Annotated in this window: 12 protein-coding genes; 4 read left to right on the top strand and 8 right to left on the bottom strand. The window is 61.6% G+C overall.

All coding sequences use genetic code 11. From position 1 onward, the window contains the following. Nucleotides 1–7 precede the first annotated feature (7 nt). From J4E63_RS20000 to J4E63_RS19980, 5 genes are all read right to left on the bottom strand, one after another. Nucleotides 8–409 carry a response regulator gene (locus tag J4E63_RS20000; protein WP_207283091.1) on the bottom strand — a complete coding sequence of 134 codons (402 nt, stop codon included), beginning with the start codon at nt 407–409 and terminating at the stop codon, nt 8–10. Beyond that, complete coding sequence (locus J4E63_RS19995) at nt 406–2,589, bottom strand: PAS domain S-box protein (protein WP_207283090.1); 2,184 nt, start codon at nt 2,587–2,589, stop codon at nt 406–408. The genes J4E63_RS20000 and J4E63_RS19995 overlap by 4 nt, the downstream gene beginning before the upstream one ends. A gap of 109 nt (nt 2,590–2,698) precedes the next feature. Next, nucleotides 2,699–3,529, bottom strand: a complete 831-nt coding sequence (locus J4E63_RS19990; RefSeq protein WP_207283089.1) for an amidohydrolase — start codon at nt 3,527–3,529, stop codon at nt 2,699–2,701. A 28-nt stretch (nt 3,530–3,557) separates the two neighbouring features. Beyond that, nucleotides 3,558–4,847: an MFS transporter gene (locus tag J4E63_RS19985; RefSeq protein WP_207283088.1), complete on the bottom strand. Its 1,290-nt coding sequence runs from the start codon at nt 4,845–4,847 to the stop codon at nt 3,558–3,560. A 122-nt stretch (nt 4,848–4,969) separates the two neighbouring features. After that, the gene (locus tag J4E63_RS19980; RefSeq protein WP_103308037.1) at nt 4,970–5,701 is read right to left on the bottom strand and encodes a GntR family transcriptional regulator; all 732 of its coding nucleotides are present in this window, start codon (nt 5,699–5,701) and stop codon (nt 4,970–4,972) included. Between the two features lie 309 nt (nt 5,702–6,010). Between J4E63_RS19980 and J4E63_RS19975 the strand changes: the two genes are divergently transcribed. Further along, nucleotides 6,011–7,354, top strand: coding sequence for an OprD family porin (locus J4E63_RS19975; protein ID WP_207283087.1), 1,344 nt, complete (start codon nt 6,011–6,013; stop codon nt 7,352–7,354). Nucleotides 7,355–7,432: 78 nt separating this feature from the next. Here the strand turns inward: J4E63_RS19975 and J4E63_RS30940 are convergent, their stop codons facing one another. After that, entirely contained in the window at nt 7,433–7,624 is a 192-nt protein-coding gene (locus tag J4E63_RS30940; RefSeq protein ID WP_237140832.1) for an Lpp/OprI family alanine-zipper lipoprotein, read from the bottom strand. Nucleotides 7,625–7,816: 192 nt separating this feature from the next. On the opposite strand from J4E63_RS30940, the gene fnr reads away from it, so the two are divergent. From fnr to J4E63_RS19955, 3 genes are all read left to right on the top strand, one after another. Then, nucleotides 7,817–8,569 carry a fumarate/nitrate reduction transcriptional regulator Fnr gene (gene fnr, locus J4E63_RS19965; RefSeq protein ID WP_060741873.1) on the top strand — a complete coding sequence of 251 codons (753 nt, stop codon included), beginning with the start codon at nt 7,817–7,819 and terminating at the stop codon, nt 8,567–8,569. A 130-nt stretch (nt 8,570–8,699) separates the two neighbouring features. After that, nucleotides 8,700–10,193 (top strand): arginine-ornithine antiporter, encoded by a 1,494-nt coding sequence (arcD, locus tag J4E63_RS19960; protein WP_060741872.1) that lies wholly within the window; start codon nt 8,700–8,702, stop codon nt 10,191–10,193. A gap of 88 nt (nt 10,194–10,281) precedes the next feature. Beyond that, nucleotides 10,282–10,821, top strand: a complete 540-nt coding sequence (locus J4E63_RS19955; RefSeq protein ID WP_060741871.1) for an Hsp20/alpha crystallin family protein — start codon at nt 10,282–10,284, stop codon at nt 10,819–10,821. Between the two features lie 329 nt (nt 10,822–11,150). Here J4E63_RS19955 and J4E63_RS19950 read toward each other — a convergent pair whose 3' ends face one another. Both J4E63_RS19950 and J4E63_RS19945 read right to left on the bottom strand, forming a co-directional pair. Continuing rightward, entirely contained in the window at nt 11,151–12,506 is a 1,356-nt protein-coding gene (locus J4E63_RS19950; protein WP_207268094.1) for an MBL fold metallo-hydrolase RNA specificity domain-containing protein, read from the bottom strand. Nucleotides 12,507–12,606: 100 nt separating this feature from the next. Continuing rightward, nucleotides 12,607–13,497, bottom strand: coding sequence for a universal stress protein (locus J4E63_RS19945; protein ID WP_103308034.1), 891 nt, complete (start codon nt 13,495–13,497; stop codon nt 12,607–12,609). Between the last annotated feature and the right edge of the window lie 37 nt (nt 13,498–13,534).

Here is a 13,534-nt window from a genome sequence, read left to right as displayed (position 1 = left end):
CGGCGAGTCAGTCGGCATCAGGGCTGAAGGTCGGGGTGCTTTCGCGGGCCTCCTTCAGCGCAACGGCCATCTTCTGCCGCAATTCACTTTCCGAAAACGGCTTGTGCAGAACCGGCCGCGCGGCGTACTCGGCCGGCAGCCCGCTGGCGCCGTATCCGGTGCTGAACAGAAAGGGGATTTGGCGCTCGCGAAGAATGTCGGCCACCGGGAACACACGCTCGCCAGCCAGGTTGACGTCCAGGATCGCCAGGTCCACCTGCACCGAGCCGGCGATTTCACACGCAGCAGCGAGCCGGGCGACCGAGGCCACCACTTCGCATCCGAACTCTTCCAGCATCTCCTCGATCAACAGGGCAATCGCGCCTTCGTCTTCGACGACCAGCACCCGGGTTCCAGCCAATGGGCTCATGCCCCGTCCGCTCCAATCAGGAACGAAAAACGACAGCAAACGCCCTGTGGGGCATAGATGAGGTCAAACGTACCACCCAGGTCGCGCTCGATGCAGCGCTTCATCAGGCGCGACCCCAGCCCTTCCCGTTCCGGCGGGGATACCAGCGGCCCTCCACGCTCCTGCCAGTCAAGGGTCAGCCACGCTCCGTCCGCTTGGGTCTGCAGGTGCCAGGTGACGGCAAGCGTCCCCGTCTCCACCGACATGGCCCCGTACTTGAGCGCGTTGATCGCCAATTCATTGAGGGTCATCGTGAGGTTGAGCGCCACGCGGGTGCCAATGTCCACGCAAGCGCCCTCGATCACGACACGGCCAGGCTCATGCCCAAAGACCGGCAGCAGCACTTCATGGGCCAGGGTGTCGAGTGGCGTCTGCCCCCAATGGCGCTTGGTCAACAGATCGTGTGCACGGGACAACGCCAACAGCCTGGCCTCGAAACGCCTGTAGCCGTCCTTCGCATCCTCGGCATTGCGCGCGGTCTGGGCCGCCAGCGATTGCACCGTGGCCAGGGTGTTCTTGACCCGGTGATTGAGCTCATCGATCAGCGTTTTCTGGCGGTTCTCCGCCTGTTTTCGTTCGGAAATATCGACCAGCATGTTGATGGCGCCCACCAGGTTTCCATCGGCGTCATGCAAAGGCGTGGGAAACGGCGTGAACGGTACATGGCTGCCATCCGGCCGCTCTGCAATGGCCTCGACGCCGCGTATCGGCCGGTTTTCCTTCAGCGCCACCGCCATCGGGCATTGATCGTGGGGAAGCGCGGTTCCGTCCGTGTTGAACAGCTTCCAGGTCACACACCACATGTCGCCCAACTGCGGGGTGCGCCCCGACAGTTCGACAGCGGCGCGATTGAAGAACGTGATGCGCCCTTCGGCATCGGTGGTGTACACCGCCGCAGGCAATGCCTCGAGCAGATTGCGCATGTGCCGTTCGCTTTCGCGGACCTGGTTTTCCATCCGCCGCGCCAGCGTGACGTCCTGCAGCACCCGCACGCCATAACGAAACGTACCGTTGGCGTCCCTCACCGACGAGCTGTGGATGTCGAGGTAGACCACCTCGCCATCGGGCTTCAGGGCGCGCTTGCGCAGCACGTAGTTATCCAGTTCACCGGCCACCTGGCGGGCGTACAACCCCGCATCCTGGGCGATGCAGTCCGGGTGGGTGTAGTCCAGGAATGTCATCGACAGGAGTTCCTCCCGCGACCGGCCCAACATGTTGCACAGGGCGTCGTTCACCCGGAGCAAGCGACCGTCGATATCGGCCTCGGAAATCCCGATGGTCACCGCCTCATAGGTCGCTGAAAGCCGGTCGTCGCTGTCCTGGCGTGCCGTCTCGGCCGCGTGGACGCAGCTCCTGTCGATGGTGAAGCAACGGGTGTTGAAAAGCTTTCCGTCCTCGAAGCGCCCGTTCGAAGTGATGGTGACATGCTTGATCGAGCCGTCTTTCGCCCTCAGCCGCGCCGGATAACTCTCCAGGCAGTCGCCACTGCCCAGCTTGGTGAGGATATCGTCGATAACCGGTTCATCGACATGAAACTCGGTGATGTGCCGCCCGATGTATTCCTCTGCCGGGTAACCCAGCAGCGCCAGCTCCGCCTTGTTGGCGCGCAGGATGATGCCCTCGCCACTGACGATATGCAGGCCCACGGCACTGTTTTCGAAAAAGTCCTCCAGGTCGGCACTCTTGCGCCGAAGCTCCTCGGCCATGGCATGGTGCGCCGACACATCCTGGAAGCAGTTGATCACCCCTTGAATGTCGCCCCACCGATCCCTGAGGACACGGATGTTCATCAGCGCCACGAACCGCGAGCCATCCGGGCGTTGAACGATCACTTCCTGGTTGCGCGGCGCAATGCCTGTATTGAGCGCCGAGGCCGTCGGGCAGTGTTCGAATGCCAGCGGCGTGCCATCGGCCAGGAACAATCGATGGGCACCGCAAAAACGGTCGCCGTTCTCTCCGAGTGCTGGTGCCCGTCCCCACAGCTCGGCCGCCTCGCTGTTGTACCGGACGAGCCACCCCTGGTGATCGCAGAGGTACACCGCACCGGGAATCGCATCGAGCGAGCCGGTCCCCATCGCGATCAAGCTTTCGTATTCGCTCGGCGCAGGTGTTTGCGTGGGCAGCTCTTCAATGTTCGACATCAGTCATCCTCAAACCGCCAGGCTGAAACCTTTCACAGGGGCATCAATGGAGTCTAGATCCCTATTCATCGGGCGAGTTCAGGAAAACTCGACGTCACAGCCTCGTGCCTCAAAACTTGAAGAGCGCCTGGGGTGCCTGGACCATTAACGCATGAATCAGCGACGCCGAACATTCCAATGCGCGCAGCTGCGCCATGACCGTCTCGAAGCCGACATGCGCTTCATGCTGAGTGTGCGGCCAATCGCTGCCCCACACCAGGCGTTCGGGGCCGAAACTGCGTTCCAGCAGCGCCAACGAGGCGCGGGCGAATTCAAGGTTGCGCGAGGCCGTTGCGCCCAATCGATAGATACCGGACACCTTCATCCACACCTGCCCGCCCTGCCCCAGCGCCATCAATTGGGCAAAGCCAGGTTGATCCAGCCCCGAACACGCATCCGGGCGGCCGAAATGATCGACCACCACCTTGATGCCCCATGGCAACAGCTGAGCCATCAACCCCGGCAAGTCCACCAGGTTGGCGTGCAACTCGACATGCCAGTCCAGTTCGGCGATGTGGCCCAACAAGCCGTGCCAGGCGGCGTCACGAAAATCAGGCAAGGCTTTGCCCATCAGGTTCAAGCGCACACCGACCACCCCCAGCCGGGCCATGTCGTCCAGCTCGGCTCGACTGATGCCTCGCTCCACCACCACGACCCCGCGCAACTGCTCCGGCGCTTGCCGTAGGGCGGCCAGCAGGTAGCGGTTATCGGTGCCGAGAAAGCTCGGCTGCACCAACACGCCATGGCTCAAGCCATGGGCGTGCAAGTGGCCCAGGTATTGAGCGAGCGTGGCGTCATAGTCGGGTGTGTAGCGCCGGACAGCGGCCAGTTCCAGCTCACGACTGAACACGTGGGCGTGGCAGTCAATGCCGGTCATCGGTTTGGTACAGGTATCAACCATGGGTCTCATCTATCGACAATAAGGGAAATCAGGCCCGGGCGCTCTGGCTGTCACGCTCAACCACAGGCGCCGATGCCGCAGTGGCTTCCAGGCTACGGCCGCGGGTTTCCGGCAGGCACAGCGCCGCGATCACCGCCACGCCGTAGGCGATCCCGGCGTCGATGCCAATGGCCGAGCCCAAGGACATGGAATCGCTCATGTGGCCGACCAGGAACGGGAACATCGCCGAGAGCACCCGACCGAAGTTGTAGCAGAACCCCACGCCGGCACCGCGCACATCCGCCGGGTACAACTCGTTGAAAAACGCCCCGAGGCTCGCCGGAATACCGGCCGCGAAGAAGCCGAGCGGGAACCCCAGGAACAGCATCTGGGTGTTGGTCAACGGCAGGAACACATAACACTGCACGGTGACCACGCAGCACAGCGCGAACAACACGATGTTCTTCCGGCGGCCAATGCGATCGATCAACAGGCCACTGACTACGCAGCCGCACCAAAAGGCGAAGATGATCACTGCCAGGTAGCCGCCGGAGTTGAGTACCGACAGGTTGCGCTCGGTCTTGAGGAAGGTCGGCAGCCAGGTCATCACCGCGTGGTAACCACCGTGCGCCCCTAACCCCAGCAACCCGCCAAACAAGGTCACACGGATCAACTCGGGGCGAAAGATGCCGGCCAGGGATTTGAAGAAACTTTGCGGGATGACATTGTCTTTTTTCAGGCGCTGGAAACTGTCGGGCTCTTCAACGTTGCGCCGCACCCAGATGATCAGGAACGACGGCAGCAAGCCCACGACGAACATCACCCGCCAGGCCATGTCTTGCGGCACGAGGGAGTAGATCAGCGTGAAGACGCCGACCGCCAGCCCCCAACCCACCGCCCAGGCGCTTTGCACCGTGCCCATGACCTTGCCGCGATACTTGGGGTTGATGGTCTCGGCCATCAATACCGCGCCGGCGGCCCATTCCCCGCCAATTCCGAAGCCCTGCAGCGCCTTGACGATCAACAGCTGGTGGAAGCCAGTGACGAACGCCGACAGGAAGGTGAAGAACGAAAACCACAAGATCATCCATTGCAGCGTGCGCACCCGACCGTAGCGATCCGACAGCGTCCCGCCGACCCAGCCGCCAATGGCCGAAGTGACCAGGGTCACGCCGCTGACCAGCCCGGCATCGCCCTTGCTCAAGGCGAACGCGGCGATCAACGCCGGTATCGCCAGGCCGAACATCTGTACTTCCAAGGCGTCGAGCGACCATCCGCCGAAACAGGCCCAAAACGTTTTGCGCTCCCGCGCAGTGACTTGGCGATACCAACTGAACATGATTGTTATCCTTATGGGTGGAACGAAAGGCAGCCGAGAGCGAACCGCGCCGCTACAGGGCCAGTCATGACAAACAAAACGGTAGGGACAGCGGCGACCGACTCGCCGCCAGCCGGGTCGGGTCAGCGAATTTCCACGCGGTAGCGGAAGTGCTCGGCATGCCCGCGAGAGCGTCGCCACTCCAGGGGATTGCCAGCGTAGTCCCGTGCCAGGCGCTCGATCACCACCACCGGGCTGTTGACCGGCACCTGCAGCAGTCTTGCGTGCACCTCATTCACCGATTCGGCGGTGAGGGTTTCTTCGGCATAGGCGACAACCTGGCCGCAAACCTCTTCATAGATGGGGTAAAGCAACGGGCCCTTTTGACTCAGGTCGATTTCGAGCAAGGCTTGGAAGCGGCTACGGGGCAACCAGATTTCTTCGGCGAGCACCGGCTCCACTTCCAGCAGACGCACCCGCACCAGGCGAATCACCGGCGCATCCACCGGCAACCCCAGCGCCTGGGCCACCGCCGACGGCGCGGCCACCGGTTCCACGGACAAGATCCGGCTCTCGGGAACCCGGCGTTCACCAGAAGCGCTTTGAAAACGGAAGAAACGGAACAACGACGATTGAAACTGCGGCCGGCGAATGAAAGTACCGCGCCCCTGCTGGCGCTCCAGGACGCCCTCGCTGACCAGCGCATCGATGGCCTTGCGCACTGTGCCGGTCGACAACTGGTACTCCGCTGAAAGGGCGGCCTCGGTCGGAATCGCCTCCCCCGGGCGCCAGCGGTTATTGGCGATCTGTTCAGCCAATTGGTCGCGCAAACGTTGATACAGCGGCAGGCGGGCATCACTGGAGAGAGATTTCATCGACCTTATTCACCTTGTTATCTAGTCATATATATGAATATGCACGGCGAGTATTTACCCAGGCTCGATGGCTGTCAAGAAGTGCCAGGGTGTCTCGTTGACGAATGGTGAATCCAATGACGCAGCCGCCCGCAATTAACAACGTTTAACTCGCACACTCGCGCCCCACGCCCAAGAATGAAGCCCTCTGCCCAGACCTGTTTGCTCAAGCGCAAAGCTGTCCGCCCACCCTGCGGTGCGCCGGACATTTCCCACTGGCTGCGCGTAGTACCGCCCCTTCGCCCGCCCAATTTCACATGGAAATGAAGCATGTTGCCTGCACCCCACCACTCAACCGCCGCCCTGAAGCCACTCTGGCTGCTTGCCCTGCTCACAAGCGGCACCGCACCGGCGATGGCAGCGGAACTCGCGCACAGCACGCCTGGCTTCCTCGACGGGGCGACGCTGCAAGTCCTCAGCCGTAACTTCTACCTCAACAACGACTATCGCGCCCCGACCCCGGCAGGCAAAAGCTACAAACAGGAGTGGGCCCAGGGCTTCATCGCCTCGTTCGAGTCCGGTTTCACCCCCGGTACGATCGGCGTAGGCATCGATGCCCACGGGTTCCTGGGGTTGAAACTGGACGGCGGCAAGGGGCATTCCGGAACGGGATTATTGCCGCTGGATGAGAACGGGCGAAGCGAGGAGCATTACTCCAGTGCCGGCGGCGCGCTGAAATTCAACGCCTCACGCACCACCCTGGCGCTCGGCGAAATGACCGTGCAGAGCCCGGTATTCGATACCGCAGACAAGCGCCTGCAACCCGAATACGCCAGCGGCCTGCTGCTCTCCAGCCGCGAATTCAACGGGCTCGACCTGCAGGCGGGTCACTTCAGTGCGTTCAAGAATCAGGACGCCTCGACCGGCAAGGGTGATTTTTCCGGGTATGGCGCGACGACGCGCCACAGCGCCATCGACTTCATCGGCGTCGACCTGCTCACCGGCCAAGCCCTGGGCGGCGCGCTCTACGCCTCCGAACTGAGCGATACCTGGCGCCAGTACTATGCCAACCTGCATACCACCCTTGGCGAACTGTTCCTTGACGGCAACCTGTACCACACCCGCGACTACGGTAAGGCCAACGCCGGGGCCATCGACACCACGGCCTATAGCCTGAGCGGCAAGTACCGGTTCAATGCCCAGGCGTTCACCCTGGCCTACCAGAAAATCAACGGCGACACGCCCTTCGATTTCGTCGGAGGCGACTCGATCTACCTGGCCAACTCGATCAAATATGCCGACTTCAACGGCCCGGGCGAGCGCTCATGGCAAGCGCGCTACGACCTCGACCTGGGCACCTTGGGCATCCCCGGCCTGAGTTTCATGGCCCGCTATGTGACTGGACGCGGGATCGACGGCAGCCATGCCCCCCAAGGCGGTGCCTACAACCCGTTCGATACCGACACCGGCACTTACAGTCCGCAACAAGGTGCTGGCGGACGCCATTGGGAGCGCGACCTGGACCTGCACTACATCGTGCAGTCAGGCCCGGCCAAGGACCTGTCGTTGCAACTGTCCCATGTCACCCATCGCGCCAACAGCAGCCAGGGCGGCGATGACATCGACCGGCTGTACCTCGTCATTGAGTACCCGCTCAAGCTCGGGCCGTTCTGACCCTCGCGTGTCAGGAAACCGAAGGTGGACGAACACGCGCAGCGCCCGCCTGTTGCCCATGCCCCATATATCCGCTGATTACTTGCGAGAGGCCTTATCGGTCATCCGAGTGGCCCGGATGCTTGCCTCCTCGGCGGTACGTTGGGCCTGCTCGGACATTGTCTCGGCCTGCTCAGCTTTCCTGAAGGCCTCATCCGCCCTGAGCCTTGCCGTTGCGGCGTTATTTTCCGCCGACCCCAGCGACTGGTTTGACAGCGCCAGGCCGTTGATCGATCTGTCACTGCCCCTTTGTACGCCCGCCCACGATGCAGCAGCGTCGTCCTGCAGACCGACAGTGAAGGTTTGCAACCCATCGTTCGCGCCCCACTGCGCCAATCGACAATCGGTATCGCTTTAGGCGACAAAAAACAGGCGTGGATGAGTTGTTCTTCTATGCTTGCTCCAACTATAGGAATTTTCCCCATGGCCGAGTCCGAACCGCGACTTCTGCGGGTGCATGCCCTCAAGACCGCCTGCTCGAACTGCAGCGTGCTTGAGCTGTGCCTGCCCATTGGCCTGACGGGCGGTGAAGTCGAGCGCCTCGACACCCTGATCGCCCAGCGAGTGAAGGTCAAGAAAGGCGCAGCGCTGTATCGCACCGGCGACCCGCTGCGCTCGTTGTATGCGGTGCGATTGGGTTTCTTCAAGACCAGCGTCCTCTCGGTAGACGGTCGCGAACAGGTCACCGGTTTCCAGATGCAAGGCGAAATGCTTGGCCTGGACGCCATCAGCACCGATCACTACGCCTGTAATGCCATTGCCCTGGAAGACAGCGAAGTCTGCCCGCTGCCTTTCAACCTCTTGGAAAAACTGGCCCACGACTTACCGTCGTTGCAGCACAACCTGAACAAACTCCTGAGCCAGGAAATCGTGCGCGACCACGGCATGCTGTTGATGCTCGGCAACATGAACGCCGACGAACGCCTGGCGGCGTTTCTATTGAACCTGTCCCAGCGGCTTAACATGCGAGGTTATTCCTCCAGGGAGTTCGTGCTGCGCATGAGCCGCGAAGCCATCGGCTCCTACCTGGGCCTGCGCCTGGAAACCATCTGCCGGGGCATCGCCCACCTGCGCCAGGAGGAACTGGTGGACATGCATGGGCGCAATGTCACTATTCTGGACTTGCCCGGCCTCAAGCAAAAAGTCGCCGGTTGTCATCGTCATGCGGAACTGTGATGCCTGCTCTGCATGACATCTGATCTACGTCAATACCCGTCAACGCCTCCAAGCCGAGATTAAGACTCAGCGTTCGAACCTTTGCATCGACGAAGGTTACCGAACCTCCCGTCTCATGGAGGCTTAGATCATGGCAACGCACCTGCAAGGTACAGAACCGGTCATCCCAACCGTCACACCTCACCCTTTGGCCGGCAGTTTGCGAAAGGTCGAGCCCAGACGCCTGTCGCTGAGTTTGCTGATCGCTCTGGTCGTCGGTTCGATGATCGGCAGCGGCATCTTCAGCCTGCCCCAGAACATGGCAGCCAGCGCCGGTGCCGGGGCGATCCTGATCGGCTGGCTCATCACCGGGGTGGGCATGCTCTCGCTGGCCTTGGTCTACCAGACCCTCTCCAACCGCCAACCGGAGCTGGACAACGGTGTGTTTGCCTATGCCCGTGCCCTGGGCGGCGAATTCCTCGGTTTCAATTCGGCGTGGGGCTATTGGATCAGCGCCTGGATCGGCAATGTCAGTTACCTGGTGATTCTGTTCGCTGCGCTCAGCTACTTTTTCCCCCTGTTTGGCGAAGGCAATAACAAGGCCGCGATCATCGGCGCTTCTGTGGTGCTGTGGGCATTGCATTGGATGATCCTGCGCGGGATGCGCACCGCCGCCAAGGCCAACGCCCTGACGACGATCGCCAAGGTGGTGCCGTTGCTGTTGTTCATCGGGCTGGTCATTGCCGCGTTCTCCAAGGACACCTTCATGGTGGATTTCTGGGGCACGCCGGCGCTGGGCAGTACGCTGGACCAGGTCAAGAGCACCATGTTGGTGACGGTCTGGGTGTTCATCGGTATTGAAGGCGCCAACGTATTCTCCGCCCGGGCCGCCGAACGGGCCGACGTCGGCCGCGCTACCGTGATGGGCTTCATCCTCACATTGTTGCTGCTGATCGCCGTTTCCCTATTGTCGTTGGGCATCCTCAGACAGCCCGAACTGGCCGCGCTGAAGAATCCTTCCATGGCCGGTGTACTGGAAGCGGTGACCGGGCCTTGGGGCGCGGTGCTGATCAGTATTGGCCTGATTGTGTCAGTGGGCGGCGCGCTGCTGGCCTGGACGCTGTTGGCAGCCGAATCGGTCTTCACCCCGGCCAAGGAAAAGGTCATGCCACGCCTGCTGGCCACGGAAAACCAACATGGCGCACCGGCCAACGCGCTGTGGATCACCAACGGCTGCATCCAATTGTTCCTGCTGCTGACCCTGTATTCGAGTGCCAGCTACCTGGCGCTGATTTCACTCGCCACCTCGATGATCCTGCTGCCGTACCTGTTCAGTGGCCTGTATGCACTGAAAATGACCTGGCAAGGCCAGACCTACGCCGGCCATCGCGGCCTGCAACTGCGCGACATGGCCATCGCTGTGGTCGCGACGGGCTATTGCGTCTGGCTGCTCTACGCCGCCGGCCCCCGGTACATGCTGCTCAGTGCCCTGCTCTATGCCCCCGGCTCGCTGATCTACCTGAGCGCCCAACGGGCCAGGACAGGCCGGGCCCTCACTGGTTTTGGCTGGGGCCTGCTGATAGTGATCTGGGTGGCGGCGATCTTCGCCGGCTGGATGCTCTGGGCCGGCCAACTGTCTTTGTAAGTTCGTAAGCGTGCATTGACCCGTTCGGCAACGGTATCTGCTCATCTGGCCAGGTACCCGTCCGGACATCACCAAAGAGGAAAATCAAATGTCCAATTCAGTGAAGAAAATGCCGGTCAAAACCGAAGAAAACGCTCCACCTCTCGCCAAGCCTGAGCTCAGGCATCCGTTTGAAAAGCTCCGCCAGCAGGTGGATCGCCTGTTCGATGATTTCAACCGGGGCACGGGGCTTTCGCCTTTCAGTCGCGGCTTGTTCGATGTCGAGCCTTTCTGGCGTCGCGAGTTTTCCACCAGCAGCCTGCCGGCCGTTGACATCAGCGAGAAGGAAAAGAGCTTTGAAATCACCGCCGAGTTGCCCGGCATGGATCAGAAAGACATCGAAATCCGTCTGGCCAACGGCAACCTGATCATCAAGGGGGAGAAAAAAGACACCAAGGAAGAAAAAAGAAAGGGTTATCACCTGTCCGAGCGCCATTACGGCTCCTTCGAACGGGTGTTCAACCTGCCAAAAGGCGTCGACAGCGACAAGATCGAAGCCCAGTTCAGCAAAGGCGTGCTGACGCTGACACTGCCAAAAAAACCGGAAGCACTGAAAGCGGAAAAGGTCGTGCCCATCAAGGCCGATTGATCGCTTTGAACCCTGCCCCTCGCCGGCCAACGACGAGGGGCTTTTTCTTGCCTGTGCCTATTTCAGGCCGAATGCGTCGTTGAAGCGACCACCGCTATCGCGAGCAAGCTCGCTCCCACACTGAACCTTGGCGGGCACAAATCCCGCGACCACAGCCCCCCCTGTGGGAGCGAGCTTGCTCGCGATAGCGGTGGGTCAGCTGACGATGATGGGGGCTGGACTAATGCCTTCGCGAGCAAGCCCGCTCCAACACTGAACCGTGGCGGGTACAAATCCCGTGGGCACAGAAAATCCCCTGTGGGAGCGAGCTTGCTCGCGAAGGCGGTGGCTCAGAGTTCGACGCTATCGCGGTACTCCGGCACCGACACCGACCAACCCAATTCGTCGTGAATGCGATGGCGCAAGACATCGGACGCATTGGGCTCGCCATGCACGACATAGGTGTGCCGGGGTGGTGTCTTGAAGCCGCCCAGCCATTGCATGATTTCGTCCGCATCGGCATGGGCCGACAGCGTTTGCATGGGCACCACTTCGGCATTGATCGGCACATCCTTGCCATGAATGCGCACCGCCGGCTCGCCGGCCACAATCCTCGCACCGCGTGTACCGCCAGCCTGGAAACCGGGCATCAGCAAGGTGTTGATGGGGTTGGGCGCCAGGCTCTTGAGGTGGTGCAGCACTCGCCCGCCGGTGGCCATGCCACTGGCGGCGATGATCACCGCCGGGGTGCGTTGCAGGTCCAGGGCCATGGAATCCTTGACCGAGCGCACCGGATGGGCGATGTGGCACATGCCTTCGCACTCTTCCCTGGAGAGACGGTGCTCGTCACCAAAGCGCTGGTACAACCGGGTGACGTCGATGGCCATGGGGCTGTTGAGATAGATCGGGATATCGGGGATCGCCCGGCGCTGTTTCAGGCGATACAAGTGGTACATCAGCAACTGGGCACGACCAACCGTGAACGAGGGCACCAACGTGATGCCGCGGCGCAACGCGGTGCGAGTGATCACCTCAGCCAATTGATCTTCCGGCGACTCGTGTGGGTGCCGACGGTCGCCGTAAGTGGATTCCACCAACAGGACATCCGCCTGCTCGATGACCTTCGGCGCGAACATCACCGGATCCTCGGGTCGCCCCAAGTCCCCGGAACACACCAGCGTCACCCCTGCGGCCTGGACCTGTACCGTCGCGGCACCGAGGATGTGTCCGGCGCGACGCAGCAAGATGGTTATCCCCCGGGCGATCTCCACTGGGTGTTCGAATGCAATCGGGCGCAGCAGTTTCAGCGCTCGTTCAGCGTGTTCACGGGTGTACAGCGGGAAGGCCGGTGCGTGTTTGGAAAACCCCTTGCGGTTGGCGTATTCGGCTTCTTCTTCCTGCAGGCGGGCGCTGTCACGCAGCAGGATCTTCACCAACTCACAGGTCGCTGGCGAAGCATAGATGGGGCCGCGATAGCCATTACGCACCAGCACCGGCAGGTAGCCGCTGTGGTCCAGGTGGGCGTGGGTCAGTACGATCGCATCCAGGTCACGCATCGGCAGCTCGAAGGGATCCCAGTTATGCAGGCGCAATTGCTTGTAGCCCTGGAACAGGCCGCAATCGATCAGGATGCGCTGATCGTCGTGTTCCAGCAGATACTTGCTGCCGGTGACCGTACCGGCGGCCCCGAGAAATGTCATGCGCATGGCGGTGCTCCTGGGCAATCGATCGTCAGTCTATTAATCACATTGCTGGACCTCGTTGCCGTTGATCTTTGTCAACAGCTAAGCGGTCGAGTCCGATCCATCACACCGCCAGGACACTGCAAGACACCTGGTACAGGATGTGCTCGGTCGTGCTGCCCAGTAGCCCATGCAGATCGTCGTGCTGGAATCGCCCCATGACGATCACGTCCACTTCATGCTCCAGGGCAAACTCACTCAGGGCCGAGACCGGATGCCCCAGTAGAAAATGCCTGCGCTCGGCCGGCACACCAAACAGGTTCGCCAGTTCCAGAAAGGTTTTTTCCAGGCTCCTGCGCAGTTCCTTGCTGAGCTGCGACAGCGCCAGGCCGCCACCGCCCACATCCCCCAGATAGACTGACGACACTTCATAGGCGTGAACCAGGTGCAGCTCGGCGTCGCACTGCAAGGCCAGCCCCATTGCCTGGCGGATGATCCGGTCGTTCAGCCCACTGTTCTGGGCAAACGCACTGGAAGGGTCCACCGCCGCGACCACTGTACGCGGCAGCGCATGACCGGTGGCCCCAACCAGATACATCGGCACAGGACAGTTGCGCAGCAGTTGCCAGTCCAGCGGGGTGAAAAATGCCCGCTTGAGCATGGGCTCGTGTTGTACCTGCTTGATCAGCAAGTCCGGCTGGATCTGCGTAACGTGTTTCAGGATCTGCTTGCCCATCTTCTGGGCCCATTCCACCTCAGTGGTGACCCGCAGGCCACGGCGGCGCAACTTGTCCGCCTCATCCTCCAACCAATGGCGATGGTCCTGGAGATAGTTCTGCCGCGCTTCCTCACGAGGCCCCTCTTCAAGCAGCGAAAGAATGTCCAGCGAGGGAATCAGGGCGGTGACATGCAAGTGCGCTCCACTGGCCGCCGCCAGGGCCGCGGCGTGATGCAGGGCGGGCGAATGACGCTGTGCCGGGTTGAGGATCAGCAACAGGCGTTGGTACTGGCTCATGATGGGTCTCCAAAGTCGGGCTCGAACGCCACGGCGC

The sequence above is a fragment of the Pseudomonas sp. FW300-N2F2 genome (assembly GCF_017351655.1).
Classification (GTDB): Bacteria; Pseudomonadota; Gammaproteobacteria; order Pseudomonadales; family Pseudomonadaceae; genus Aquipseudomonas; species Aquipseudomonas fluorescens_AA.
The sequence above is the reverse complement of the archived record's forward strand: the minus strand, read 5'-3'. Positions and strand labels throughout refer to the sequence as shown.